27 protein-coding genes, 1 pseudogene and 1 riboswitch are annotated in these 26266 nt (G+C 30.8%); of the genes and pseudogenes, 8 read left to right on the forward strand and 20 right to left on the reverse strand.

What is annotated here, in order from left to right:
* Positions 1-130: 130 nt before the first annotated feature.
* On the forward strand, positions 131-451 hold the full coding sequence (locus I6U51_RS08575) for a DUF1540 domain-containing protein (protein WP_211142264.1): 321 nt from the start codon (positions 131-133) through the stop codon (positions 449-451).
* Positions 452-503: 52 nt separating this feature from the next.
* Here I6U51_RS08575 and I6U51_RS08580 read toward each other — a convergent pair whose 3' ends face one another.
* The 10 genes from I6U51_RS08580 to I6U51_RS08625 form a co-directional block, all read right to left on the reverse strand.
* Positions 504-1052, reverse strand: a complete 549-nt coding sequence (locus I6U51_RS08580) for an NADH peroxidase (RefSeq protein WP_178908145.1) — start codon at positions 1050-1052, stop codon at positions 504-506.
* A 335-nt stretch (positions 1053-1387) separates the two neighbouring features.
* Positions 1388-3382, reverse strand: coding sequence for a methyl-accepting chemotaxis protein (locus tag I6U51_RS08585; protein ID WP_211142265.1), 1995 nt, complete (start codon positions 3380-3382; stop codon positions 1388-1390).
* Positions 3383-3727: 345 nt separating this feature from the next.
* The gene (locus tag I6U51_RS08590) at positions 3728-4099 is read right to left on the reverse strand and encodes a hypothetical protein (protein WP_211142266.1); all 372 of its coding nucleotides are present in this window, start codon (positions 4097-4099) and stop codon (positions 3728-3730) included.
* A gap of 105 nt (positions 4100-4204) precedes the next feature.
* Positions 4205-5638: a sensor histidine kinase gene (locus tag I6U51_RS08595; RefSeq protein WP_211142267.1), complete on the reverse strand. Its 1434-nt coding sequence runs from the start codon at positions 5636-5638 to the stop codon at positions 4205-4207.
* A gap of 40 nt (positions 5639-5678) precedes the next feature.
* A complete protein-coding gene (locus I6U51_RS08600) occupies positions 5679-6374 on the reverse strand; it encodes a response regulator transcription factor (protein WP_211142268.1) in 696 nt (231 codons plus the stop codon).
* 149 nt (positions 6375-6523) lie between these two features.
* Positions 6524-6757: an SHOCT domain-containing protein gene (locus tag I6U51_RS08605; protein ID WP_211142269.1), complete on the reverse strand. Its 234-nt coding sequence runs from the start codon at positions 6755-6757 to the stop codon at positions 6524-6526.
* Between the two features lie 110 nt (positions 6758-6867).
* On the reverse strand, positions 6868-7038 hold the full coding sequence (locus I6U51_RS08610) for a hypothetical protein (protein ID WP_211142270.1): 171 nt from the start codon (positions 7036-7038) through the stop codon (positions 6868-6870).
* Between the two features lie 88 nt (positions 7039-7126).
* Entirely contained in the window at positions 7127-7288 is a 162-nt protein-coding gene (locus I6U51_RS08615; protein WP_211142271.1) for an N-acetyltransferase, read from the reverse strand.
* A 68-nt stretch (positions 7289-7356) separates the two neighbouring features.
* On the reverse strand, positions 7357-8811 hold the full coding sequence (locus I6U51_RS08620; protein ID WP_211142272.1) for a PH domain-containing protein: 1455 nt from the start codon (positions 8809-8811) through the stop codon (positions 7357-7359).
* Complete coding sequence (locus I6U51_RS08625) at positions 8801-9295, reverse strand: PH domain-containing protein (RefSeq protein ID WP_211142273.1); 495 nt, start codon at positions 9293-9295, stop codon at positions 8801-8803. Before I6U51_RS08625 ends, I6U51_RS08620 begins: the two co-directional genes overlap by 11 nt.
* A gap of 382 nt (positions 9296-9677) precedes the next feature.
* Here I6U51_RS08625 and I6U51_RS24730 point away from each other — a divergent pair.
* Positions 9678-9806: pseudogene (locus tag I6U51_RS24730) on the forward strand (site-specific integrase); the annotation flags it as partial.
* Positions 9807-9890: 84 nt separating this feature from the next.
* On the opposite strand, the gene rlmD reads toward I6U51_RS24730, so the two are convergent.
* Together rlmD and I6U51_RS08635 are read right to left on the reverse strand one after the other, a co-directional pair.
* Positions 9891-11243, reverse strand: coding sequence for a 23S rRNA (uracil(1939)-C(5))-methyltransferase RlmD (rlmD, locus tag I6U51_RS08630; protein ID WP_211142274.1), 1353 nt, complete (start codon positions 11241-11243; stop codon positions 9891-9893).
* 24 nt (positions 11244-11267) lie between these two features.
* Positions 11268-11966 (reverse strand): hypothetical protein, encoded by a 699-nt coding sequence (locus tag I6U51_RS08635; protein WP_211142275.1) that lies wholly within the window; start codon positions 11964-11966, stop codon positions 11268-11270.
* A gap of 371 nt (positions 11967-12337) precedes the next feature.
* On the opposite strand from I6U51_RS08635, the gene I6U51_RS08640 reads away from it, so the two are divergent.
* Positions 12338-14197: an LTA synthase family protein gene (locus I6U51_RS08640; RefSeq protein ID WP_211142276.1), complete on the forward strand. Its 1860-nt coding sequence runs from the start codon at positions 12338-12340 to the stop codon at positions 14195-14197.
* A 123-nt stretch (positions 14198-14320) separates the two neighbouring features.
* Positions 14321-14842 (forward strand): TDE2712 family protein, encoded by a 522-nt coding sequence (locus I6U51_RS08645; RefSeq protein ID WP_211142277.1) that lies wholly within the window; start codon positions 14321-14323, stop codon positions 14840-14842.
* A 34-nt stretch (positions 14843-14876) separates the two neighbouring features.
* Here I6U51_RS08645 and I6U51_RS08650 read toward each other — a convergent pair whose 3' ends face one another.
* The 5 genes from I6U51_RS08650 to ribD all read right to left on the reverse strand — a co-directional run bounded on the left by I6U51_RS08650 (position 14877) and on the right by ribD (position 18863).
* Positions 14877-15017: a hypothetical protein gene (locus I6U51_RS08650; protein WP_211142278.1), complete on the reverse strand. Its 141-nt coding sequence runs from the start codon at positions 15015-15017 to the stop codon at positions 14877-14879.
* 62 nt (positions 15018-15079) lie between these two features.
* Entirely contained in the window at positions 15080-15544 is a 465-nt protein-coding gene (gene ribH, locus I6U51_RS08655; protein ID WP_211142279.1) for a 6,7-dimethyl-8-ribityllumazine synthase, read from the reverse strand.
* Between the two features lie 33 nt (positions 15545-15577).
* Positions 15578-16777, reverse strand: a complete 1200-nt coding sequence (locus I6U51_RS08660) for a bifunctional 3,4-dihydroxy-2-butanone-4-phosphate synthase/GTP cyclohydrolase II (RefSeq protein WP_211142280.1) — start codon at positions 16775-16777, stop codon at positions 15578-15580.
* A 298-nt stretch (positions 16778-17075) separates the two neighbouring features.
* On the reverse strand, positions 17076-17729 hold the full coding sequence (locus I6U51_RS08665; protein ID WP_211142281.1) for a riboflavin synthase: 654 nt from the start codon (positions 17727-17729) through the stop codon (positions 17076-17078).
* Between the two features lie 15 nt (positions 17730-17744).
* On the reverse strand, positions 17745-18863 hold the full coding sequence (ribD, locus tag I6U51_RS08670; RefSeq protein ID WP_211142282.1) for a bifunctional diaminohydroxyphosphoribosylaminopyrimidine deaminase/5-amino-6-(5-phosphoribosylamino)uracil reductase RibD: 1119 nt from the start codon (positions 18861-18863) through the stop codon (positions 17745-17747).
* A gap of 305 nt (positions 18864-19168) precedes the next feature.
* A riboswitch (FMN riboswitch) is annotated at positions 19169-19287 on the reverse strand.
* Positions 19288-19584: 297 nt separating this feature from the next.
* Between ribD and I6U51_RS08675 the strand changes: the two genes are divergently transcribed.
* From I6U51_RS08675 to I6U51_RS08685, 3 genes are all read left to right on the forward strand, one after another.
* The gene (locus I6U51_RS08675) at positions 19585-20220 is read left to right on the forward strand and encodes a 5-methyltetrahydrofolate--homocysteine methyltransferase (RefSeq protein WP_211142283.1); all 636 of its coding nucleotides are present in this window, start codon (positions 19585-19587) and stop codon (positions 20218-20220) included.
* 91 nt (positions 20221-20311) lie between these two features.
* Positions 20312-20590, forward strand: coding sequence for a LysO family transporter (locus tag I6U51_RS08680; protein WP_178908151.1), 279 nt, complete (start codon positions 20312-20314; stop codon positions 20588-20590).
* On the forward strand, positions 20590-21192 hold the full coding sequence (locus tag I6U51_RS08685; RefSeq protein ID WP_211142284.1) for a LysO family transporter: 603 nt from the start codon (positions 20590-20592) through the stop codon (positions 21190-21192). The genes I6U51_RS08680 and I6U51_RS08685 overlap by 1 nt, the downstream gene beginning before the upstream one ends.
* A 124-nt stretch (positions 21193-21316) precedes the next feature.
* On the opposite strand, the gene I6U51_RS08690 is transcribed toward I6U51_RS08685, so the two are convergent.
* Positions 21317-21634 (reverse strand): hypothetical protein, encoded by a 318-nt coding sequence (locus I6U51_RS08690; protein ID WP_211142285.1) that lies wholly within the window; start codon positions 21632-21634, stop codon positions 21317-21319.
* Positions 21635-21803: 169 nt separating this feature from the next.
* Between I6U51_RS08690 and I6U51_RS08695 the strand changes: the two genes are divergently transcribed.
* Positions 21804-22700 (forward strand): MBL fold metallo-hydrolase, encoded by an 897-nt coding sequence (locus I6U51_RS08695; RefSeq protein WP_211142286.1) that lies wholly within the window; start codon positions 21804-21806, stop codon positions 22698-22700.
* A gap of 71 nt (positions 22701-22771) precedes the next feature.
* On the opposite strand, the gene bcaP (I6U51_RS08700) is transcribed toward I6U51_RS08695, so the two are convergent.
* Together bcaP (I6U51_RS08700) and bcaP (I6U51_RS08705) are read right to left on the reverse strand one after the other, a co-directional pair.
* Entirely contained in the window at positions 22772-24184 is a 1413-nt protein-coding gene (bcaP, locus tag I6U51_RS08700; RefSeq protein WP_211142287.1) for a branched-chain amino acid transporter BcaP, read from the reverse strand.
* Positions 24185-24701: 517 nt separating this feature from the next.
* Positions 24702-26111, reverse strand: coding sequence for a branched-chain amino acid transporter BcaP (gene bcaP, locus I6U51_RS08705; RefSeq protein WP_211142288.1), 1410 nt, complete (start codon positions 26109-26111; stop codon positions 24702-24704).
* Positions 26112-26266 lie beyond the last annotated feature (155 nt).

Below are 26266 nucleotides of genomic sequence, written 5' to 3' on the forward strand. Positions count from 1 at the left end.
CATAGATTATATAGATAATTTTACTTTCAATTAATGTCAATAACATACCCTACCTGCTGTATATTATGAAAACTTTAGCTAAAACTAATATTGGTTTATTAAAATCATAAAGATTTAAGGAGGTAATTTTATGCCTAAAATAGTTTGTGATGTTACTAAATGCTCTCATAATAAAAGTAATGTCTGCTATGCCAATCGTATAAATGTAGCTGGAGGAAATGCAGAAAACTCTAAACAAACTAATTGTGCTTCTTTCCTAGATAAAAATCATTACAGCACACTAACTAACAACACTAATTATGATAGTGATGAATGTAATGCTATAGTATGCAATGTACATAGCTGTACATATAATCACAACAAATGCTGTTATGCTGACAGCATACAGGTAACTGGTGATGGAGCTAATTTATACGAAGAAACAAATTGTCATACTTTTAAACCGGAATAAGGCCTTTCTAATGATAAAAAGGGATGCTTTCTAAAAAAGCATCCCCTTTTTATTATTGAAAATATCTTTCTAATAGGCCTTTAAAAGCTCTACCATGTCTAGCTTCATCCTTACACATTTCGTGTACTGTATCATGTATAGCATCTAAGTTTTTTTGTTTTGCTAGAGTTGCTAGCTTCTTCTTGCCCTCACAAGCTCCATACTCAGCTTCAACACGAGCACTTAAATTTGACTTAGTATCAGCCTTAACGACCTCACCTAAGAGCTCAGCAAATCTTGCTGCATGGTCTGCTTCCTCAAAAGCAATTCTTTTGTATGCCTCCGCTACTTCCGGATAGCCTTCTCTATCAGCTTGCCTTGACATTGCTAAGTACATCCCAACTTCAGTACATTCTCCTGTAAAATTAGCTCTTAATCCCTCAAGTATTTCTGCATCTGCATCTGAGTCTGAGGCAACTCCTATTCTATGTTCATCTGCCCAATCTAACCCGTCAGTCACTTCCTTGAACTTTTCTGCAGGTGCTTTACATATAGGGCATACTTCTGGTGGTTCGTTTCCTTCATGTATGTAACCACAAATTGTACAAACAAATTTTTTCATAACTTCATTCTCCTTTTCATTGTATATTAGACCTTGGTTATGTATCCTATATTAGTTTATCTATAAACTGCATTATTAATTCCCTTAATTTCACAAAAATATCATAAAAAAAGTTTTTATATCTTTCAAGATAAACAGGATTCTTGGCTTCAGGTGGAGTTTTAAACTCCATCTGAAGCTTAGAAGCCGTTATCCAGGGCCGTAGCGCCACTTATCCCCAACTTTAATAAGTTGGGGTGTTAGTGGCGGTAGACATCGGATAAAAATAAAAGCTTAGCATGTAACTTTATTGTTATATACTAAGCTTTTACAGGGAAACTAACTAAAAATTTAGATTATAGTTTAAATTTACCTATTTCCATCTCTAACTCTGCTGAAAGACTTTTTAGTTGCTCTGCATATCTTGTAAAATCCTCCATAGTAGCATTAATCTCCTCTGCAGATGCAGATACTTCTTCTGTAGCAGAAGCTGTTTCTTCAGATATAGATGAAATATTTTCAATTTGTCCAACAACTTTTTCCTTTTTATTATTGATATCTATTGTGTGGTTCTTAATTTCATCAACCTTTTCAGTTAAAGTTCCAATAGAACTTATTATTTCTCTAAATATCTTTTGCGTTTTTACAACTGCCTCTTCTTGATCTTTTACAACAATCTCTGTTTCATCCATAGCCTTTACAGCAGTAGTTGATTTTGACTTAATATCTTCTATTATTTTTTTAATTTCTTCAGTAGAATTTTTAGATTGCTCTGCTAGTTTTCTTATTTCATCTGCTACCACCGCAAAGCCTCTACCAGCCTCTCCTGCTCTTGCAGCCTCAATAGATGCATTTAAAGATAAAAGATTTGTTTGTTCAGTAATATCTGAAATTGTACCTGAAATAGCATCAATTTGATCTGTACTGCTGTTCATTTCTTTAACTATGCTGCTAACCTGCAATGCTGCTAACTTAGTTTTATCAGACTTCTCCCCAAGAACCTGTACCATTTCTAATCCTTGTGAGCCAAGTTGTTTTGCATCTGTGGATATTTCCTCCATTTTTCCTGTGGATATTTCAATTTTATCTAAACCCTCAGATAAATTTTGTATGTCCTCAGCTCCCTCTTGAGCACTTTGTGCTGTATGTGTAGCTCCTGAAGCTATTTCTTCTATAGCATGCGATACTTGCCCCACTGAAGATGTAGTCTCCTCTGCCATAATTGCAAGATTTGAGGAAGTTTCTAATACAGTCTTTGAGGAAGCTTCCACACTCTTCATTAAGTTTGATATATTATCAATCATAATATTGAAATCTTTTCCTAACTCACCAAACTCATCTTTGGATTTAATATCTACTTCTGCAGTTAAATCTCCATTAGAAGCCAAGTTAAAAGCGTGCTTTATTTTATTTAGATTATTTGCAATTCCCTTACTTAGAGCTGTAGCTATAAATATAGCAATAACAGCTACAATTAGTACCACTATTAATATTGAAGATCTGATGCTATTTAAATCTTTATTAAGCTCACTTTCATTCATAGAAGCTACCATTTTCCACCCAGTTGTATCATTAGTTTTATATGTAGCAAATTTGTTTTCTCCTCCGTAATTGTACTTTGTAAAGCCATCTTTATTATTTCTCACATCATTCCAAAAACTCAGCTTCGTAGGAGTGTCTGTACCTATCATCTCTTTTTTAGGATGTGAGATAGTTAAACCCTTATTATCAGCTATGAATACATATCCTGTATCACCTATTTTAGATTGAGATAATGTCTTGGATAGTGTATCTAATGATATATCCATTCCTATTACTCCTACAACCTGTCCATCTTTCTCTACAGACTTTACTAAGGATATTACCATCTTTCCCGTTGAAACATCCTTATAAGGTTGTGTAATCACTACTTGTCCCTTCTTTTCTAATGCAGAGGTATACCATGGTCTAGTTTTATGATTAAAGTCCTTTGCTAATTCAAGTTTAGGATAGACTATAAATCTCCCTGACTCTGTTCCATAAAATGTATTTAGTATATCAGGATTGCTTTCCTTTACATTGCTCAATAGATACCCAGCATATGTAGCTCTTTCTTCACTATTACAATCTACAAAATTAATGTTAATTGAAAGCATTTTTATTGATGTTGATAAACTGGCAAAATAGTTATCTAAGCCATTACCTATTTCTGTTAAAGTCTGCTTACTCGTTACTTCTAGCTTTTTAGATAAAACACTCTTGGATTGGAAGTAAGTTGCCACTCCTAAAATTAGCAGCGGTACTAAACAAATACTGATAAGACTTATTGTTAGTTTTGTACGAATACTTTTAAAGTTGACACCTAATTTCATGATTAATCCTCCTTGGTAATGTTTGTCGAAATATATATTTTCTCACAGTATTATGAATATTATCGAAACTTTTCATCCTTCCAACAGTGGTTTTTCATTGTAAAAATAAATATTTTACAACATTTTTTACTAATACTAAATAAACTTCAGTATGTTTTTTATATAAATAAAAAAAGAAATTTGAATTTAGCTAATAAAAGCAACTCAAATTCCCTCTGAAAATTTTAGAATATCATTTTTATTTAAAAGATCTGTCCATACTATATTTACTTTTGTTCGTACACTCATTTATCTTGAAAAGAGTAAATTTACAATTATTGTAGGTTTGCTCTTTTATTATAATTTCTATCTTCCCATCATAGATCTATGCATATTTATCATGTCTTGTCTACTAACAGATTCCATCATCTTTGCCATTGGAGCATATCCATTGTTTTTCATTATATCGGTCATCTTCTTATAATCCTCATCTGTTAAGTTATCCATAAACTTATTCATAGAATCAAAATCTTTGTTTTCCATAGATTTCGCTGCATCACTAAAACCATTTTCCCTCATAATCTCTGCCATATCATTAAAATTACTTGTATACTGATAACTTACTTTTTCATTTGATTTGTTAGAATTTATATCATCTCTTCCTTGCGCATAAACTACTGAAATTCCTCCTATAGCCAATACTGCTGTTGCCATTAAAATCATTATTCTCTTTTTCATAAAAATCTCTCCTTTTTATTTTCTCTTCTTTATGCTTTTATTATAAAGCTTAATTATGGAGGAATTATGAAAGAGAAGGCTTTGAAAAAATATAAGGAGAAGTAATTACCACTCCTCCTTACCAATTTCGCAAATTGTCTGTTTAGGAAGTTTTACTATAAATGTACTTCCCTCTTCTTCTTTACTTTCCACACTTATTTTTCCGCCATGAGACTCTACTAAACTTTTAGTAATAGTCAGCCCTATTCCAGAACCTCCAGTACTTTTGCTTCGGGATAAATCAGTTCTATAAAACCTCTCGAAGATATAAGGCATATCTTTTTCTGGAATACCTATCCCATTATCTTGAACTTTAATGCAAATACCTTCTTTTTCTTTCTTAAGTTCTACTACTACTTTTCCTTGTGATTTTAAATATTTATAACCATTTGATAATAAGTTATGCATTATCTGCTTCAACTTATCTTTATCCATATACACCCATACATTTTTATCAATATTAGATATAATAATATGATTGTTTTTTGAATATAAAGGCTCAAAGCTTAATATTACTTTTTCTAGTTCACTTGATAAGTTAAATTTTGTCTTATTTAATTTTAAATCTGCTTGCTCTAATTTTGCTAAATTACGAAGATTATCTACTAAGCTTGTCAATCTTTCTATTTCATCATAAAAACTCTGAAGTCTTTCTTCTGTTGGTTCCCATATACCATCTAGCAATGCTTCTACATGAGTTTTAAGTGTAGTAAGAGGAGTTCTAATTTCATGTGCCATATCAGAAGTTAACCTTTTTCTAAGCATTTCTTGGTTTTGTAAGGTTTCTGCTAAGTAATTTATTGAAGCTGAAAGCTCTTCTATTTCCTTAGTTTTCGTTTCAACTTTTGAACGAACAGTTAAATCCCCTGTTCTCATTTCATTAGCAGTTTTAGTTATCTTAACTAATGGCTTCGTAAGCTGCTTAGCTAAAATAAAACTTACCCCAAGTCCAAATAGTAGAGCTATAAACCCTGAGAGTATAAAGGAATGATTTAATGTCATTTTAAAAGTCAAAGCCCCTTGATTTAAATATGAGGTTCCAAAATATCCAACAACTATTTTACCGATATTTTTTTTATCCTTTACTAAGGAATGTATCTCTTCCTTATATTCTCCTACATTCATACTAGAGTGGTTGCCCATACCACTTTTCATCATAGTTCCCATCATTGATTCCATCATACTTCTATGCTGAAGGTGAGAATTACCGGAATCAAATACTATATTTCCACTCAAATCCTTCACTTGTATATAAAATTCTTCTAATACTGCATATCGCAATAGTTCATCTTTATTAATATTCGAAAACCCAGTTTTGTCATTATATAAATCCTGGGCAGTAATTATGATTTTATTTACTTTATCTTTATGTTCATCTATTAGATAGTTGTTAAACTTTTTTCCAACCATATAATTTGAAATAAAACTTACTATTAATATCGCTCCTATTACTGCAAGAAGAAAGCCTGCAGATAACTTTTTCATCAAGGACATTTTCATTTCAGCCCACTCCCACTCTTTATAAACCTGTAACTTATTATTAACCTACAAACTTATAGCCCATACCGTAAACTGTGATAATATATTTAGGCTCTTTATGATTATCTTCTATCTTTTGCCTTATATTTTTGATATGACTATCAATAGTCCTATCAAAACCCTCATAATCTAATCCAAAAGCTCTTTCAACTAATTGTTCCCTTGAAAATATTTGTCCTGGATTAGTTAATAACGCTACTAGTATCTTAAATTCATTAGTAGTTAAATTTACGTACTCGCCATCTTTTTTCACTTTCATCTTATTTATGTCTACCTCTAAATCCCCATTATTAAAAATCAAGTAATCAGCAAGAGGACTAGAATCTCTATAAGACCTTCTAATCAGAGCTTTAACTCTTCCCACTAATTCACGAGCACTAAAAGGTTTAGTTAAGTAGTCATCTGCTCCAATAGCTAAGCCCTCAATTTTATCATCTTCTTCTGATTTAGCCGTTAGCATAATTATAGGAACATCAGATGTTGCTCTTATCCTATTGCAAATCTCTTCTCCAGATATTTTGGGAAGCATTAAATCCAAAACAACTAGATGAATTAATTCATTTTTAAATAATTTTAATGCTTTTTCACCATCTTCAGCAGTTAACACATTAAAGCCTTCCTTTTTCAAATAAGCTTCCACTACTTCAACAATCTTAGGTTCATCATCAACTACTAATATTGTCTTTATATCACTCATTATTAACACCTCTTTATTATAACATCCCATTTTAAAACTTTATTATATTTTACCATATGTCAAACCGTCATTATTAATAAATATAAATCAACCCCCTAGTTATAAAAACTAGAGGGTATACATTTAGCTTTTCCTAAAAATTAAATTTTCTATTTCGTATGTGCAATAACAGTTCTTCTTTTAATATATTCTTCTTCACTAATTTCTCCACTAGCAAACTTTTCATCAAGTATTTTTAAAGCACCGTTAGATTTTGATGTATAATTTTTTATAAGCTTAACTCCGAATACTATTAAAACTATGAATACTAATATTCTAATACCCATCATCATAAACATCCATGGGCTAAATCCAAAACCGGAACCTCCAAATCCACAGAACATATTGATTTCCTCCTATAATATTAATTTTTTTAACTATCTCAATCTGTTGTTTGAGCTAATTATAAATTATAACTATGGAGAAAATATGGAGAAATTCATTTTCTAATTCTCTATTCCATCTGAGTATATTCTTCATCCGATGATTTTTTTTCTTCAGAAGTGAAGCCAAATCTTTGTATATTAGGATAGTCACAACTTCCAGATTCATTAGCTCCTAATTTTAGTCTATTTAACGTTTCATTATCTTTAGATACTAATTCTTCTTTATCTCTGCTTGGCATTTAGTTATTCCTCCTTTTAATTACTTTTTACTTGCATTTCATGTTCTATCATAAGTTTGTACAATTACACAATAATTACTATATAAAATTAAAGTAAAAATATACATTTATTGGTTTTATAGAATTTTTTATCTATATCATTAGATTCAAAAGTACTTAAAACCAGCTTATTAAAAGTTTGTTCTTTAGCAACTTGAATTAAATAATTCAGCAATAAAAAGGCAGAAGTAAAAATTCTTCTGCCTTTCATAAATGTTATTTTTATTTATTCGATGACTTACCCGCTCTAATACTCCCATCGCACTCTGTGAAAGCGATTTATAAAATTAAATTTTTTTGCAATTGTGTATATATCTCTTCCCTCATATGCCTTACGTGAAGAATATCTCCAAGTTTATTAGAATATAAATCTATCTTATAATCACAAACCTTACCCATTTTTTGAAATATTCCTTGATTTTTAGTTATTGATTGAAGGTTATCTTGTCCTATTATTGTTGTTACCTTTGAAAAAGCTCCTGTGCTTGCTATTAAAGATTTCTTTGAGACTCCTAATGATGTATTTTTATAATTTAGATATCCTGAAATTAAACAATAGCTTAATATAAGCATAATAATTAATAATTTAATATTTTGTGGTGCAATTTTTATAAATATATACGCTGGTATTAATATAATAAGCGATATTATAAATTTTTTTAACACAAATCTTATTAAGCTACTCTTAGGAGGTTTATTCACTTCTGCTTCAAAGGATATATCAGGTAACAGTTTCTTTATGAATTTATTTTTAAAATTATCATCTGCTATAGGATATAATAATGCTTTCTCATCTTTCTCATCACCATATCCTATGGTTATAATTTCTACCGTATAAATATTTAAAACTTGTTGTAATATACTTTGTTTGTATCTTATTCCATATATCTTATCTATATTAAAAGAATATTCCTTCTTACTTATAATTCCATAGGATATACTTATTTTTTCTTCATTAGATGTTACTGTGAAATTGTATAAACGTATTAACTCAAATACTATTGATAATATTGTTATTAAAATATATATTAATACTACAAATCCTATTAAAATTGCAATACAAATAGCAATTGATTTAGCCCTAATAAAATCTATATTCATATTGCTGCTTATAAACTTAGAAAAGGATATATCTAAAAATTTTCCTATATCATCTAATACATTGTTTAATAAAAAGAAACCTCCTACTGCCCAGCCAAGCTTAGATTTAGTCAGTGCATATTTTAATATTTCACCATTAGTTATAACCTTTTTAACTGTAATATTTGTTATGTTACTTTCTGCGGCTTCGCTATTTTCACCTGTAGCTACTTTTTTTGAACTTAAAATTATATCCTTAAGCTCTTCTATACATTCCTTATCTGCCATTATTTTTAATTCAGATTTTGCAGCCACAGCGCTTCCGGTATCTATTTTCATATTCAATACATTAAACATTCTATCTAATAAAGTTTGTCCAACATCTATTGTGTTTATCTTACTGAAAGGAATTTCTTCCTTTGATTTTGAAATAACACCTTTTTCATATACTAATAAATCATCATCAATATAGAATATTGTTTTTCTCCATTCTAGTATTGATATAGCAATTATTACAACTAAAAAAATTCCAATATAATAAATTCCTTTTTTATTTACTGCTAATAGTATAAATATAAAAATACTATTTTTAATAAGATTAATTATATTTTTTATTATATATATCCAGTGGTTTCTATTAATATTATTTATCATAGCCTTCTACCTTTTCTCTTATTTTATCTTTTAAAAACTCACCTATCTCTTCTGCCTTTTTCATATCTATATTAGATATTTTATGACTTCCTCCTGCCGTATGTATGCTTATGTCTGCTAAATTAAAAATTTTATTTATAGGCCCTTGATTTACCTTTATATGTTGAACTCTAACTATAGGAATTATAGTTGTAGTTATAGAGTAAATTCCTTCTGAAAACTCTATCTTATCCTTAGTTATGGCATATTTCCACTGAGCATATTCTATAGCTGGATATATAAATGTATTTAATAACAATAATCCTATTATCACAATAATTGTTACACTAATGTGTACATCTAATTTTATAAAAAAGCTAGCTTTTAGTTTATAAGTAAAAAACCATTTACCTATTCCTAATAATGTTGATATTATAACCGTTGTTATAAGTCTTGCTAACATCCATGACGTTTTTGCTTTTTCATTAAGTTTATTATATTCCATAATATTCAACTCCCGTAATATAATTGTAGCACGAATATAATTATAACATGAAAAATAAGAATGTTATCCATTTACAAAAATAACAATACAAATATTAGGTTATTAAGAAACCTCAATTTTACAGAAATGCCTTTAAACCTTTTTTCCAAAACAAATACCCGTTAGAAAAAAAAATAGTAGCCCCATGTGCAAATGGATGCTACTATTTTTCACTTATAAAAATGTAGTGATGCCAGTTGCCTAAGCAACTAGAATTGTATACTACAGAGTGCTACCAACACCCTGTTTTTATTATTTCTTTATTCTTAACATATTTGACTTATATTAATCTCCAAACTTTATATTTTTTGACCTCTTTATCAATTATTAAATTCATTTCATCATTAAAGACATTCAAGAGAGATTAGGTCACAGTAAGCTTGCTACTACTATAGGCACATATTTACATGTTACAAATAAAATGAAACAGAGTACTGTAAATATATTTGAAAGTTTAGTAGCAAAAAAATAATTACTACGAATTCATTTTCATTGGCAGTAAATTCATAGTAATTATCTATTTTTTTATTATCCAAATTTCCTTTAGCTTTTGATTTTACTTAGATAGTTTAACGACCGTTTCGATGTGTGGTGTATGCGGAAACATATCCATAAGTTTAACTTTTTCAACCTTGTATCCAGCATTTTGTAATACCTGAAGGTCTGTCACTAGAGTCTTCGGATTACATGATACATAGATTATATCCGGTGCATTAAATTGTATAACATAATTTAATGCAGTAGGATGAACTCCTGGTCTTGGTGGATCTAAAATTATCACGTCTGGTTTATCTTTAATAGTTTTTATAACTTCTGCTACATCTCCAGCTATAAAGTTACAATTAGACAAACCATTAAGTTTTGCATTCTCATTTGCAGCTTTTACAGCCTCTTCTATAAGTTCAACACCTATAACCTTTGCTGCCTTAGAAGCCACAATTTGCCCTATAGTTCCAGTACCACAATATAAATCAAAAACTACCTTAGAAGAAGCATCCCCTAAGAAATCTTTTACGATACTGTAGAGACTTTCTGCTCCCTTTGAATTTGTTTGGAAAAAGGATTCTGGAGCTATTTTAAACTTAAGACCTAAAATCTCTTCTATTATATAGTCTCTTCCATATAAAATTTCAACGCTATCAGCTTGAACTACATCAGAAAAACTATCATTTATAGTATGTAATATACCCTTTACTTCTCCATTATAATTTAAGTTTAGCAATATATTGCTTAGCTCGCTAAAATCAAAATCTATCTGTGAAGTGGTAACAATATTCACTAAAACTTCGCCCGTATTTTTTCCTTTTCTTACTACAAGATTTCTTAAATAACCTTCTCTTTTCATTATTCTATAATAAGGAAGTTTTTTCTCTCTAAAATACTTTACTACAGTATCTAAAAGAATTCTAAAATCTTCATCTACTATCTGACAACCGTGAACATTTACAATTCCAAAGCTTTTTCCTGTTATATGCATACCTAATGTGAGTTCTCCGCCTTTTTCTTCGTCACCAAAGGAAAACTCCATTTTATTTCTATACTCGAATTCCTCTGGACTTTTTTCTATGCCAAGGAATTCAAAGTCTTTAATACCTGCATTACTTAAAAGCTCCAGTACTTGATCTTTTTTAAATTCTAGTTGATTTTCATAAGGAAGAAATTGAGAGTTACATCCGCCACAAAGATTAAAGTGAGAGCAAGCTACTTCTTTTGCATAATCTATATTCTCTAGTACCTCTGTTATTTTAGCTTCCGCATATTCTCTTCTTTTTTTTGAAACTCTAGCCTTTACTTTTTGCCCTGGAAAAGCATTTTTTATATATACCTTAAGTCCATCATAATTTGCTACACCTGTAGCTGGAAATTCCGTTTTTTCTATATAAAATTCATATTCATTGCCTTTTTTCAATTATTAATCTTCCCTTTCTTGTGTCTATATTTTACTGAATTTTTGTCCTAAAGTTTTTCCATACTTTGATTTCTGCATGATAACTGGATACAAAACTAGTATTATTAAAAATATAATTATATATACTCCTTTAAAGTCTGCTACATAGTATCCAAGCACTAGCCTTAAAATCACATCAAATAAGTAAACACCAACAAGGGACATTAATGCCGTTACTGCTGTATCTATTAAAGAGACTTTAAGTGCACTGTCTAAAAATGATTTTCTTTCTTTTGAATGGGTAGCACTATCTTCTGGAACCAAAGCTGCATTTTCTGATATCTCATCCTTATTTGTTTCTTCATCTTTAGACTCTTCCAGCTCTACTGTATCTTCCTTATTTACTATCTCTTCACTTACTACTTCTTCATTCTTAGGATCTTCATTTATTATTTCTACTTCCTCTACTGTTTCCTTCTTGCTTTCTGTATCCTTACTACTTGCTACTTGCTCTTTGCTTATTACCTCTTCATTTGCTATTTCATCAGCAACTGTTTCTTTAACACTTGGTTCTTCATTGCTTACTGCTTCGCTATTTTTAGCATTGGTATTATCAGCAGTTTTATTGTCTTCCTTTTTCTTATTTTCTTCCATATTTTTATTTCTTAACTCTTCTAAGAATTGTCTTTTAGCTTCTTTTTCATCTATAATGAGTCCTTCATGTTTTAATTCATCATCTAACATTTCCAATTCCTCCTAGATTTTTTCTTTATAACAAATATATTATGCTACACTATTTCTATTATGTAAATAGCCCCTTTAAAATACCCTAATATATTTCCTTAAATAAATAGGATTGAGAAAATATTTTTATACATAAATTTTATGACAAAATTAGTTATTTTTTAACTAATTATTCCTTAATTAAACATCATTTTAACATTATTTTCATATAATACGAATTCAAATTACATTTTTATGTAAAATAGTTAATATTTTTAACATATAATTAAATCATAATTGTAAACAACTTATTAACATATTGTTTTACAATTATACATATATTAGTTTTATAATTTATAGTGGTGAATACTTTATTATCTGGAGGATAAAAGATGGAAAAAATAAATTCATATATCCGTACATATTTAGATGTATTATTATTTGTACTTTTAGTAGTAACAAAAGTTCTTATTTATGGAAGACAAATGGAAACCGGTTACTTTTCATATTTCTCATTATTTCCACCTGTATTTGCCTCTGTTTTACTCCTTGCAGCAATATCACTGCTTTTAAATAGTCAAAGAAGGGTTAGATTTTTATATATATGCAATATAGTTATAACAATCTTTATTATAGCGGACCTTACATATTTTAGATACTTTAAGGATGTAATATCTATACCGGTTTTAATAAATGGACTTCAGTTGGGTGCAGTAAAATCTAGCGTCAGCAATCTTATGAAATTTTCAGATTTTCTGTACGCTATAGATATAATTTTTATATTTCCGAAAATAAATAAATTTAGATATATAAATAGGATAGAAATACCCCGATCATTAAAATTATCACTTTTTTTCATTCTAATGATTATAAGTTCCGTTATCAATATAAATAGCTTTTATGATTTATCTAAGGAGCAACCAAGACTTTTGAGTACATTGTATAATAAGGTTTATATAGTAAAAAATCTTGGCTCGGTTAATTATCACTATTTAGATTTCTACAATTCACTCTATGCTAGTGTAAGTAGAAGAACTCCTGTTTCAAAAGAGAAGGAAAGTGAAATAAAAACCTTTTTGCAAACCAATTCCCAAGATACATCTTCTCTTAAGGGGATTGCAAAGGGTAAAAACCTAATTATGATTCAAGTGGAAGCTCTACAAGGCTTTGTAATAAATAATAAAGTAGAAGGACAGTATATAACTCCAAACTTAAATAAATGGGCTAAGAGCAGCGTTTATTTTGATAATTTTTATTATCAAATTGCCGCAGGAGGAACCTCAGATGCTGAATTTATGTCTAATAATTCCCTCTATCCAGCAGTTTCTGGTGCAGCCTATTTTTTATATTGTGGTAATGAATTTAATTCCATGCCTAAGAATTTTAGGGACTTAGGCTATGATACTGCTGCTTTACATGGGTATAGGGAGACCTTTTGGAATAGAAATATAATTTATAAGAGATTCGGCTTCAATAATTTCTATAGTGAGAAAAATTATGATATAGATGAAACTGTAGGTCTTGGATTGAGTGATAGATCATTTCTTTCTCAATCTGTAGATAAGATTAAAGAACTTAACAAACCTTACTATTCATTTTTAATAACCTTAAGTAGCCATTTCCCTTATGATGATGTTGATAATTATGGTAACTTTGACGTCGGACCATACGAGGGAACTCTTTTAGGAAATTATTTAAAAAGTATACATTATACCGATGAGCAGCTTGGCATGTTTTTTGATAAACTTGATAAGGAAGGTGTTTTAAAGGATTCGGTAGTAGTATTGTACGGAGATCATTATGCTATTCCGAAGGATCATATATCTGAGCTTGCTAAATTTTTAAACAAAGATTCATTATCTGATCTTCAGTGGATTAAACTTCAAAAAGTACCTATGATGATTCACTTTCCTGATGAATCTAACAAAGGTGTGAACAGTATTTGTGGTGGTCAAATGGATATATACCCAACTATCTGCAGCTTATTTGATATTCCAAATAATAATTTAATGGGTAAAGACTTATTTAATTCTAAAGAAGGCAATGTCATTTTTAGAGATGGTTCCTTTATTGACGGCAAGTATTATTATATGGCCCAAACTAATACTTATTTCGATATGGTTACTGAAGAGAAAATAAATGAAAATGAAGACCTTAAAAATAGGAAGGAAAATGCTTTAAATCAATTAGAGTATTCGGATGAAATCTTAAAACATAATTTACTAAAAAAATTTGAAAGTGAAAATCAATAAATTTAAAAGGTTATTTCAGTAATATGAAATAACCTTTTTTGTATATTTTTTCTTTTGAAAAGGGTTTACAAGTATTAATGAAGAATATTTATAAAAGATCGAACTTTTGAAAGGAGTATATTTATGTTAAAAAGAATAAAATTAAACATGGATTTAATCGAAGCTATGCTTTATTTTTGGCAAGCTACAAATGACAGAGAAAAGGTTTCCGAAAAATATCTTAATGATGTATCGAATATGGATGGTTTAACTCTTATATATGATAATGAGTTTAATGCTGAATCTGTTCGTAAGGTGCTCAGTGCTATAACTAATAGAGAGCCATTTTCTCCTGGCAATAAAAAAGAAGGAAGATTTTGGAACAACAATATGTGGATGATGGAGGATCTAGAATATACTAACTTAATGATTCAACCTCTAAAAAAACTTAACTTAGATGATCTTATAGAAAAACTCCAAAATGAAAAATATGAAGAATTAGAAGTTATAATTTCTCCTATGCATTTAGATGAGTATAAAATTGCAGATAATAAATTAGTTATAAATTTCTTCAGAGTAAAACCTGGTGACATAGATGATAATCTATACATCAATGAGAAAGAAATAAAAACTTACATAGAAGAAAAACTTAAAGAACTTCTATAAAAAATACTATTAGGACTGCTTAATTTATGCAGTCCTAATAGTACTTGCTGGTTAATCCTCTATAGGGCATTTCAACACCCATTATAGTAGGATAATAATCCTTTGAATCTTCTTCTTTGTTTTCCTTACTTTCTGTCTTTTCTTCATATAATTCTTCATCTGGTTTATCTTTCATTAAACTCACCTCTGAGTTTATCTTTTCCAAGGTAAAGCCATTATATTAATATGTTTATAAAATTATTTTAGATCCTTAATAAGATTTGACATTTCTATTGCTGTCATTGCCGCATCATATCCCTTATTTCCAGCCTTAGTTCCTGCTCTTTCAATTGCCTGTTCTATACTCTCAGTTGTTAGCACCCCAAAGATTACTGGCATATCAGAATGTAGTGATACATGTGCTACTCCTTTTGATACTTCGCTGCAAACATAATCAAAATGAGGAGTTGAACCTCTAATTACTGCACCTAAACATATTATTGCATCATACTTTTTCATTGCTGCCATCTTTTGAGCTATCAATGGGATTTCAAATGCTCCTGGTACCCAGCTTACTTCTATATTTTCCTCTGGTGCTCCATGTCTCTTTAAGCAATCTATAGCTCCACCAAGAAGCTTTGAACCTATAAACTCATTAAACCTTCCAACTATTATTCCAAACTTTAATCCTTCCGCTGTTAACTTTCCTTCATATACTTTCATCCTTTATTCCTCCTATAACTATTTAAATTATTTTTATAAATTAAGTAGGTGCCCCATTTTTTCTTTTTTTGTTCTCATGTAATGTTCACTCTCTTTCGCATGCTCAATTTGTATTGGCACTCTATCTACTATTTCAATACCATAGCCGGAAAGTCCAGCTATTTTTTTAGGATTATTAGTTAAAAGTCTAACTTTTTTTATACCTAGATCTTGAAGTATCTGTGCTCCTATTCCATAATCTCTTAAATCTGCTGGAAACCCTAGTGCAATATTTGCTTCCACTGTATCCATACCCTTTTCTTGAAGGGCGTAAGCCTTAAGCTTATTTATAAGTCCTATGCCTCTTCCCTCCTGCCTCATATATAGAAGTACACCTTTTCCCTCACTCTCTATTTGTGTCATTGCTGCTGCTAATTGATCTCCGCAGTCACATCTTAAGGAATGGAATACATCACCTGTTAAGCATTCAGAATGTACTCTTACTAGAACTGGCTCATCTCCAAAATTTTCGCCTTTAACAAAAGCCACATGATGTTCTCCTGTTAATGTATTTTCATACCCTACTGCTCTAAACTCACCAAATTTAGTTGGTATGTTTGCTTCTGCCGCTGCCTTTATAAATATGTCATTTTTTCTTCTGTAAGCTATTAAATCAGCTATAGTTATAATTTTTAAATTATGCTTTTCAACAAATTCCATAAGCTGAGGGACTCTAGCCATTGTTCCATCTTCATTCATTATTTCGCAAATTACACCTGCTGGATAAAGCCCAGACATACGAGCCAAATCTACTGCTGCTTCAGTATGCCCCGCTCTTGTAAGTACTCCACCTTCCTTTGCTTCTAATGGAAATATGTGTCCTGGTCTTTTAAAGTCATCACCATTAGAACTCGATATTAATTTTTGTATAGTCAATGCTCTGTCATAGGCAGAAATACCAGTAGAAGTACCTACCGCATCAACAGATATTGTGAAAGCCGTATAAAATTTATCAGTATTATCCTTAACCATATGATCAATATTAAGTTCTTTAAGTCTTTCTCCTGTCATAGGTGTGCATATAAGCCCTCTTCCATACTTAGCCATAAAATTTATATTTTCATGAGTAGCCTTTTCTGCAGCCATTAGAAGATCCCCTTCATTTTCACGGCTCTCATCATCTACTACAACAATCATTTTTCCTTCTCGTATATCCACTAATGCCTCTTCTATAGTGTTAAATTTGTATCCCATATTGTACATCTCCCTTTCGATAAATTGATATGTTTAAAGTTACTTATTTTTTATATGAAACTCCTTCTCCTATCGTCGAATGAGTAAGCGATCATCTTAAAATCATAGATTTTGGATGCCTGCTTATATGAAACTCCTTCTCCTATCGTCGAATGAGTACTCGCTGAGTAAGCGATTCACTTCAAATCAGAGATTTGAGTTCTCTGCTTAAGCGACCATCTCAAAATCAGCACTCTGTGTAAGCGACTATCTCCAAATCATAGATTTGGGATATCTGCTTAAGATTTTGGATGTCTGCTTACATGAATCCATATTCCTTAAGCAAATTTTCTGTAACTCCCTTTTGCCTGCTTTCTTCCGTATCTTTCATAAATAAAAGTCTTTCAACATATTTTCCTACCATATCACATTCAATATTTACTTCATCTCCAACTTTTTTTCCATGAAGAGTAGCTTCTTCCTTCGTATGTGGTATAAGTGAAACTTTAAAAAAATTATCTCCTAAATCAGCAACTGTAAGACTAATACCATCTATAGTTACAGAACCTTTTAAAACTATGTATCTTAAAAGATTAGAATCGCTTTCTACTGTAATCCATGTAGCTATATCTTCATTTTTTGTACCTACAATTTTTCCTGTACCATCTATGTGTCCACTTACTATATGCCCTCCAAATCTTGCTCCAAGAGCCATAGCTCTTTCAAGATTAACCTTACTTTTTTTACCTAACTTGCCCAAATTGCTTTTTCTCAAAGTTTCTGCCATAACATCTACAGTAAAACAATTTTCATTAAAACTAGTTACAGTTAAACAAACACCATTAACTGCGATGCTATCACCTAACTTCACATCTTCTAGTACTTTTTTTGCTTTTATTGTAAGCCTGGCAGATTTTTCTCCACTAAAAATATTAGTTATTTCTCCAATCTCCTCTACTAAACCTGTAAACATATAATCACCACCATGTTAAGAATATAAGTACCCTTGTAACAGTAAGTCACTTCCAAACACTCTATATGTAATATCTTTAACCTTTATTGCTTCATTCATTTTTTCTATCCCCTGTCCTTCAATTGGAGTTTTAGAGCTTTTGCCTCCAACAATTTTTGGCGCTATAAAGCACATGATTTTATCCACTATCCCACAGCTTACAGCAGCAAAATTTAATTCGGCCCCTCCTTCTAGTAATATGCTATCTATGCCTAGCTTACCTAGCTCATTGATCAAATGACTTAAGTCTACTTTATTATTTTTATCCTTAGGAGTGATTATAACTTTTACTCCTTTTTCTTCTAAAATGTCTTTCTTTTCATTATCGGAGCCCTCTGTACATGCAATTATTACTTCTCTTTCATTCAAGGTTTCTAAGATTTTTGACTCCATAGGTATCCTCAATTTAGAATCTACTATTATGGCTTTAGGACTTTTACCACTGCCCTCTTTTAATCTTGTAGTAAGCAACGGATCATCTGCTATTACTGTACCTATACCTACCATTATCCCCATAACCTTGTTTCTTATCTTATGAACATATTCCCTTGACTCTTCTCCACTTATCCACTTTGATTCTCCTGTATAAGTGGAAATTTTACCATCAATAGTCATTGCAGTTTTTAAAATTACAAAAGGTATTTTTTTTGTTATGTATTTAATAAATATTTCATTTAATTTTTTTGCTTCATTTTCTAAAACCCCAGTGATAACTTCAACACCCTTTTCTCTTAAAAAATTAATGCCTCTTCCTGCTACCAATGGATTTGGATCTTCCATGGAAATAATCACTCTTTTTATACCTGCTTTTATAATAGCTTCTACACAAGGAGGTGTTTTACCATAGTGACTACAGGGTTCTAAGCTTACATAGATATCAGCACCTGATGCTTTTTCTGCTGCCTCCCCTAGTGCGTAAACTTCCGCGTGTGGTCCTCCATAAAACTTATGATAACCTTTTCCAACTATTTCTCCATTTTTCACAACTACTGCACCTACTAAAGGATTTGGATTTACTGCTCCTTCTCCTTTTTTAGCTAAACCTAGTGCAATACTCATATAGTATTCATAAGAGTTATTATAACCTCTGTCCATTTTCTCACCTCTTCAATCTATGATTATTAAATATATTATTATTATTTTACATATTTTATATAAATTTACATTGAAAAAAAATGAAGATATGCACATACCGATATTTCTTTGTCTACATTTTAGTATTCCATAAACTCGGTACATAATGCTTATATTATGTATTTTAAAATTAATAAAGGTCCTGATGACGCAGTATGACTCAAAATCCATTAGCATACTGACTAGTTATTTTTTAAAGATGCCTAAAAGCCCCTGAAAAAACTTTCAGGGGCTCATATGTCAAATATAAATACTGACAAATAATAATAATCTTTCTTTCATCCAGACTTTACTGTCGGTACTGGAGTTTCACCAGTTCATGCTGATTACTCAGCTCGCGGACTTTACCGCCGGTCGGGAATTACACCCTGCCCTGAAAGTTTAATATATTGAATTTTTAATCACAAATTCAATATATATTATTCTAATAATTTTGTCAATTAATTTTATAAAATTTCCTCTATATTTAATAAAAATACATAACTCTATTCTGTTATTTACATTTTATTGTATAATAGTTATATGAAACTCCTTCTCCTACTGTCGAATGAGTAAGCGACCATATCAAAATCATAGATTTTGTATGTCTGCTTATAGGATTCAAAGATTGAAAGTTTAGTTATTAATCAACATATAGTATCAATTTGAAAATAAATTTTTAAATTCTTTAGGGGGAAAATTTATGGAGGTTGTATTAGATTTTAATTTTAAGCTAGATAAAAAAATAGTAATTAATACTCTAAAATCTTACTGCGAAACAATAACTGATGAAGAAATCAGTTCAATATACGAAGCCTTGCTGCCTGTTCTGTATGAGTCTGTACAGCCAACAGGAATATTCAACATAGATATAAAGGGTAAAGACTTTACTTTTGATGTAATTAATGACTTTGACCACATTGTATATTGTATTGTTACCATAGGAGACAAAATTACTGAAAAGGTAAATGAGTTTTTTTCTTACGCTAAGATGAAGGAAGCTATGGTTCTTGATGCTATGGCCACATCTTACCTTTTTGAAATAAGTTCTCAGCTATTCGATCATATATATGAAAAAGTTAAAATATTAGGATTAGGACTTAGTCACAGAATAGCTCCTGGTGATGGAGAAATTCCCCTTTGGTATCAAAAAAACATTCTAGATGCACTGGATTCGAAAAATTTTCTTGGAATATATGTAAATGAAGACTTCATGCTTACATCTCTTCGATCACTAGCATATATTTATGGGGCAGATGAGCATAAACCTTTAAGCGCCGTAGACCACGATTGCAGTAGATGCTCAAACAAGGGATTTTGCAGCATGAAAAAATATTAGCTATAGCACAAACAGGATTCTTGCTTTCAGATTAAAATTTTTTGTAAGTCATCGGATAAATCAAAATTTAACTACGGAGGTGGAATGGAAAGTGTGGACTATTTTGATTTCTTTATCGATTGGTATTCTTATAGGCTATTTTTTTAACCTAAGTGACAAGCAAAAGAGTTATAACGGACGTATACAGCAAATAGGTGTTATTTTTCTTTTGTTCTGTATGGGAGCATCAGCTGGAGGTAATAAATCTATTATGGTCAACTTAAAAAATATAGGCAAAATATCTTTGACCTTTGCCCTATTGACTTCTATATGCAGTATAATTTTAGTTTTCTTTGTAACTTCCTATTTTATGAGAGGAGGAGAGGAGTAATGACAGGCTCAATAATTATTGCAGTTATTGCTGGAATGTTGTGTGGATACTTTGTAATGCCTCAAAATATAACAGATAATCTCAATACTTTATCTACTATATCTCTGAACTTTTTAATATTATCTATTGGAATTGATGTAGGATCAAATAAAAGTCTAATTAAGAATTTAAAAAAGAGCGGTTTTAAAATTATATTAATTCCTGCTTGTATTATTCTCGGAAGTTTCGCTGGTGGTATTTTAACTGCATTAATTTATAATCTTTCCTTTAAATCTAGCTTATCTATAGCCTCTGGTTTTGGCTGGTATAGTCTTTCAGGAATACTGCTTACGAATCTAGATGGCGCGCAGGTAGGAACTACGGCTTTCCTTACAAATGTATTTAGAGAGCTTATTGCTGTTGTACTAATACCTGTAGTAGCTGTAAAGCTAAACCACTACACAGCAATAGCACCTGCTGGTGCTACTTCAATGGACACAACTTTACCTTTAATAGCAAAAGCTACAACTCCAGAAATTACTGTAATTTCTTTCTTAAATGGAGTTATATTAAGCTCATTAGTGCCAATATTTATATCATTTTTTTATACATTGAATTGGTAGTATAGAAATGCACTTTAGAAATTTAGCTTATACATAATAGTATTACCAAACTTCAGCAGATAAAAAAATTAGGCTATTCTATAATTTTCAACTATAGGAATAACCTAATTTATATGTTACTAGCTTAACTTTGACGTTTTTTGTTTCTAATCTTCCTATATACCATATCAGATGTTATTGCAAGAAGTAAAAAAGCTGAAAGTAATATCTGAAGTTTTTCTCCAGTTGAAGGATTGAAGCGGGCAACTAACTGGATTAAAAGTATAAATGTTCCTGTAAAAATAAGAAAGTTTATTTTAAAGTTAATATACTTTTTATCTATTCCTTCTGCGTCAATCATAAGCTTTTTTCTAATAGCTTTGTTATACTTCATTCCTAACCCCTGTAGGATACCTGTTATCCCAAAAAGTGTTAATAGTGGTCCCCATGCAACACTATCCATATTTAAAAACCTCCAATTTCTATATACTACAGCATAATTGTCTTACAATAGCTTATTAAAGATTATACCACGTATAGAGCCAAATTTCAAAATTTTTTGCAACTTCAAATCTCAGCAAATTTTACCACACTACAAGTGGGATTAACTTAAATTAAGGATGTGATTATATATGACACTAACTAAGATAAAGGGAAATACTTATTACATAAACTCAGTTACAAACTCAGGAATATTTGCATTTAAAAATAAAAACTGTCTAATAATTGATACTGGAAGTAATAATTCAGATGCTAAAAAAATTGAAGAGATACTTATAGAAAATAACCTTCATCCCAAGTATATAATAAATACACATAATCACCTTGATCACAATGGTGGTAATACGTATTTTCAAAAGAGTTATCCAGGTTGCTTAGTTTATACCTCATTAAAAGAAAAGTTATTTATGGAGAACCCAGAAATTCAAGCTTCTATATTATTTTCTTCTACACCTATTAAAGGGATAGACAAAAGCAATAAACCTCTACATGTAGATTTTGTACTTGATTATGGAGTAAATAAAATTAATGATGAAAAATTTGAGATAGTTCCTCTAAAAGGACATTCCATTGAACAAATAGGTATAATAACTCCTGAAAAAGTATGTTTTCTTGGAGATTCTATATTCAGTAGTGAAATACTAGAAAAATATTCTTTTCCCTATCTTTATGACATAGAAGAAAGTATTGATACCTTAAATAGAATTAAAACCATAGATGCAGATTATTTTGTAATAAGCCATGCTAATGAAATATTAAATAGAGATAAAATTGAAAAGTTGGTTGATAAAAACCTGGAAAATATAGAAAGCTATAAGAATCAAATTTTAGACTTATTAGATCAGCCGCTAACCCGAGAAGATATACTAGAAAACTTATCGGTTTTAAATGACTTATCCCTTAATTTTTACCAATACCATCTAAATTTCGGCGGTGTCTCTGCATTTATCTCCTATTTATTTTCTAAAGGACTTATTCAATATTCTATAGAAGATGGAAAGCTTTATTACTTTAAAAAACCTGAATAAAAAATATCTTCCCATGTACTTATGTATATGGGAAGATATAACAACGATTACATTCCTGTAAATACTTATATTTAAGAAGCTTTCTTTTCTCGGTTCATTACGCTATGACTTCTTCCATATGCAAAGTATACTACGAATCCTATAAGAAGCCATATTACAAATACCATTTTTGTGAAATTTGGTAGTTTAAAAATTAAGAATACACAGAAAGCCACTGATATAAATGGAGTAACTGGAACCCCTGGGCATTTAAACTCTCTCTTAATATCAGGTCTTTTCTTTCTAAGAACTACAACTGATATTGAAACTATGGCAAATGCACTTAGTGTACCTATGTTTGTCATTTCTGCTAATTTTCCTATTTGTAAGAATCCTGATAAAACCATTGTTAATACACCAATTAATATTGTACTCTTTACAGGTGTACCAAACTTTGGATGAACATCTGAGAATACTTGTGGTAATAATCCATCTCTTGATAATGAGAATAGTATACGAGTTGCTCCAAATGTCATAACAAGTAATACTGATGTAATACCTGCTACTGCTCCAACAGCAACAAGAGCTGAACCCCAGTTTACTCCTATTTGAGTAAGTGCATAAGCAACTGGTGCTGCATTATTTTTATATGACATATAAGGAAGAACTCCTGTTAATATTGCTGAAACTACAATATATAATACTGTACAAACTAAAAGTGATGCAACTATACCTATTGGTAAGTCTCTTTGAGGATTTTTAACTTCTTCTGCAGCTGTAGCAACAGCGTCAAATCCTACGTATGCAAAGAATATAATTGCTGCTCCTGTAAACACACCGTTAACTCCATATGGGAAAAATGGGTGCCAGTTAGCTGGATTAACGTGACCTACTGCTGCAACTATAAATAGAATAACGCAGCCTAACTTAACTATAACGAGTATGTTATTTAACTTAGCACTTTCACTAACACCTTTAACAAGTAAAGCCATTATTACTGCTAGTATAAGTATGGCTGGAAGATTTACTATTCCACCATTTTGTCCTGGAGGATTAGCTAATGCTGCTGGTACGTGAATGCCTGCTGCTGCTAAAAGCTCTACAATATATCCTGACCATCCTACTGCAACAGCAGCAACAGCAACAGTATATTCTAGAATTAAGTCCCATCCTATAATCCATGCCCAAATTTCACCTAATCCAACATATCCATAGGTGTAAGCACTACCTGCAATTGGAATCATAGCTGCAAGTTCTGCGTAACATAAAGCTGCAAATGTACAAGTGATACCTGAAACAATAAATGAAAGAATAAGTGCTGGCCCTGCATAATCTGCTGCAGCAACTCCTGTAAGTACAAAGATACCTGTTCCTATAATTGCACCGATACCTAACATTGTAAGTTCGAATGCACCAAGTACCTTTTTAAGAGATCCTTTTCCCGAAGCTTGAGCTAACAATTCCTCAATAGGCTTCGTTCTAAAAATTGACTTTGAGTTTGACATTAAAGCCACTCCTTCCCCTTATTATTAATAAAATAAGTGTAAAATATTGAGATATAATGTAATAAAATTGATAAAATAGTGTAAAAATTTAAAAAAATTTGATTGAATTGAATTACTAATATAATAGCACATATTTTTTCTAAACCTTTAAAAGTTAAATTATTTTTTATTTTCCCAATTTTCTTGACACTTTTGAGTCATAAGTATCCTAAAACCAGTCATACCAACTCATATACAAAACTACTAAAATGCAAGAATACAATTACTTCTTTAAATTTTTTTTTCAATTAGTCAAATGACAAAAAAAATTTAATCACAAATTAACTTTTTCAATTAAGTATTGATATGTTTTTAAAGATTTCTATTCTTATGTCTAAATAATTTGCATTTTTAAAATATTCTATTCATTTTTATTATCTTAATTTTCTACAAAGAATAGATAGTGTTTTAGCGCAAAACAAAGGGATACCTTGCGTTTTATTGCAAGGTATCCCTTTATTATTAAAATATTATTTTTTTATTTTGCTTGTTCTTCAAAGTTCATAGTGCTATGAGCTTTACCATATGCGAAGTATATTACAAAGCCTATAGCAAGCCAGATTAAAAATACCAATTTTGTAAAGTTAGGTAATGAGTATATTAAGTATAAGCAGAATATTATTCCGATAACAGGAACAACTGGAACTGCCGGACAGCTAAATGGTCTTTCAACATCTGGTCTCTTCTTTCTAAGAACCATAACTGAAGCTGAAACTACAATGAACGCTGCAAGTGTACCAATGTTTGTCATTTCTGCAAGTCTTCCTATTTGAACAAATCCTGAAAGCACCATAGTCATAATACCAACAAGTATAGTACTCTTTATAGGTGTTCCAAACTTAGGGTGAACTTCTGCAAATACTTGTGGTAACAATCCATCTCTTGATAGTGAGAATAGTATACGAGTTGCTCCAAATGTCATAACAAGTAATACTGAAGATATACCGCAAACTGCACCTACTGATACTAGAGCCGAACCCCATCCTATTCCTACAGAAGATAACGCATAAGCAACTGGAGCTGCATTACCATGGAACTGTGCATAAGGAACCATACCTGTAAGTATACCTGATACTATAATATATAATACTGTACATATTGCTAATGATGCAATTATACCTATTGGTAAATCTCTTTGAGGGTTTTTAACTTCTTCTGCTGCAGTTGTAACTGCGTCAAATCCAAGGTAAGCAAAGAATATTATAGCTGCACCTTTAAATACACCATTAACACCAAATGGGAAAAATGGATTCCAGTTAGCTGGCTTAACATGTCCAACACCAACAACTATAAATAATATAACAACCGCTAATTTTATTACAACAAGTATGTTGTTTAACTTAGCACTTTCACTAACACCTTTGATAAGTAAAGCTGTTATTACAAATAGAACTAGTACAGCCGGTAAATTAATTATGCCACCTTTTTGTCCTGGAGCATTACAGAATGCATCAGGGATATTTAGGCCGCCTGCTCTAAGTAACGAAACAATGTATCCTGACCAACCAACAGCAACAGCTGCAACCGCAACTACATACTCTAGAATTAAGTCCCAGCCTATAATCCATGCCCAAATTTCACCTAGTCCAACATACCCGAAGGTGTAAGCACTACCTGCAACAGGAATCATAGCAGCAAGTTCAGCGTAACACAATGCAACGAAAGCACAAGTAATACCACAGAATATAAATGATAACATAAGTGCTGGTCCTGCATAATCTGCTGCAGCAACCCCTGTAAGAACAAAAATACCTGTTCCTATGATTGCACCAATACCTAACATCGTGAGCTCAAATGCTCCTAGAACCTTTTTAAGCCCCTTCCCTTTCGTTTGAGCCAACATAGCCTCAAGAGACTTCGTTCTAAAGATAGACTTGTTACTCGCCATTTTAAAAACACTCCTTTCGAATAAAAAAATATAATAAATATAATGAATTTTTTAACTATTGTAATTATAGCATACATTTGGGACAAGTATTTATTTTTCGTAATATTTTGAATATTCCAATTTTAATATTTATTTATACATTCAACCGCTTAAAA

It is taken from the genome of Clostridium aciditolerans, from assembly GCF_016316925.1.
In the GTDB taxonomy this organism is placed as follows: domain Bacteria; phylum Bacillota; class Clostridia; order Clostridiales; family Clostridiaceae; genus Clostridium_AM; species Clostridium_AM aciditolerans.

Bases quoted from the DNA above. Each gene is read 5' to 3' on its own strand.
- I6U51_RS08690 (WP_211142285.1), bottom strand. From the start codon at position 21,634: ATGGATAGTGTTGCATGGGGACCACTATTAACACTTTTTGGGATAACA.
- I6U51_RS08605 (WP_211142269.1), bottom strand. From the start codon at position 6,757: ATGTTCTGTGGATTTGGAGGTTCCGGTTTTGGATTTAGCCCATGGATG.
- I6U51_RS08620 (WP_211142272.1), bottom strand. From the start codon at position 8,811: ATGATAAATAATATTAATAGAAACCACTGGATATATATAATAAAAAAT.
- bcaP (WP_211142288.1), bottom strand. From the start codon at position 26,111: ATGGCGAGTAACAAGTCTATCTTTAGAACGAAGTCTCTTGAGGCTATG.
- I6U51_RS08595 (WP_211142267.1), bottom strand. From the start codon at position 5,638: ATGAAAATGTCCTTGATGAAAAAGTTATCTGCAGGCTTTCTTCTTGCA.
- I6U51_RS08650 (WP_211142278.1), bottom strand. From the start codon at position 15,017: ATGAAAGATAAACCAGATGAAGAATTATATGAAGAAAAGACAGAAAGT.
- I6U51_RS08610 (WP_211142270.1), bottom strand. From the start codon at position 7,038: ATGCCAAGCAGAGATAAAGAAGAATTAGTATCTAAAGATAATGAAACG.
- ribD (WP_211142282.1), bottom strand. From the start codon at position 18,863: ATGGACAGAGGTTATAATAACTCTTATGAATACTATATGAGTATTGCA.
- I6U51_RS08685 (WP_211142284.1), top strand. From the start codon at position 20,590: ATGACAGGCTCAATAATTATTGCAGTTATTGCTGGAATGTTGTGTGGA.
- I6U51_RS08635 (WP_211142275.1), bottom strand. From the start codon at position 11,966: ATGTTAGATGATGAATTAAAACATGAAGGACTCATTATAGATGAAAAA.
- I6U51_RS08640 (WP_211142276.1), top strand. From the start codon at position 12,338: ATGGAAAAAATAAATTCATATATCCGTACATATTTAGATGTATTATTA.
- I6U51_RS08615 (WP_211142271.1), bottom strand. From the start codon at position 7,288: ATGAAAGGCAGAAGAATTTTTACTTCTGCCTTTTTATTGCTGAATTAT.
- I6U51_RS08695 (WP_211142286.1), top strand. From the start codon at position 21,804: ATGACACTAACTAAGATAAAGGGAAATACTTATTACATAAACTCAGTT.
- I6U51_RS08675 (WP_211142283.1), top strand. From the start codon at position 19,585: ATGGAGGTTGTATTAGATTTTAATTTTAAGCTAGATAAAAAAATAGTA.
- I6U51_RS08625 (WP_211142273.1), bottom strand. From the start codon at position 9,295: ATGGAATATAATAAACTTAATGAAAAAGCAAAAACGTCATGGATGTTA.
- I6U51_RS08660 (WP_211142280.1), bottom strand. From the start codon at position 16,777: ATGGGATACAAATTTAACACTATAGAAGAGGCATTAGTGGATATACGA.
- I6U51_RS08585 (WP_211142265.1), bottom strand. From the start codon at position 3,382: ATGAAATTAGGTGTCAACTTTAAAAGTATTCGTACAAAACTAACAATA.
- I6U51_RS08590 (WP_211142266.1), bottom strand. From the start codon at position 4,099: ATGAAAAAGAGAATAATGATTTTAATGGCAACAGCAGTATTGGCTATA.
- I6U51_RS08645 (WP_211142277.1), top strand. From the start codon at position 14,321: ATGTTAAAAAGAATAAAATTAAACATGGATTTAATCGAAGCTATGCTT.
- I6U51_RS08600 (WP_211142268.1), bottom strand. From the start codon at position 6,374: ATGAGTGATATAAAGACAATATTAGTAGTTGATGATGAACCTAAGATT.
- I6U51_RS08665 (WP_211142281.1), bottom strand. From the start codon at position 17,729: ATGTTTACAGGTTTAGTAGAGGAGATTGGAGAAATAACTAATATTTTT.
- I6U51_RS08580 (WP_178908145.1), bottom strand. From the start codon at position 1,052: ATGAAAAAATTTGTTTGTACAATTTGTGGTTACATACATGAAGGAAAC.
- ribH (WP_211142279.1), bottom strand. From the start codon at position 15,544: ATGAAAGTATATGAAGGAAAGTTAACAGCGGAAGGATTAAAGTTTGGA.
- I6U51_RS08575 (WP_211142264.1), top strand. From the start codon at position 131: ATGCCTAAAATAGTTTGTGATGTTACTAAATGCTCTCATAATAAAAGT.
- bcaP (WP_211142287.1), bottom strand. From the start codon at position 24,184: ATGTCAAACTCAAAGTCAATTTTTAGAACGAAGCCTATTGAGGAATTG.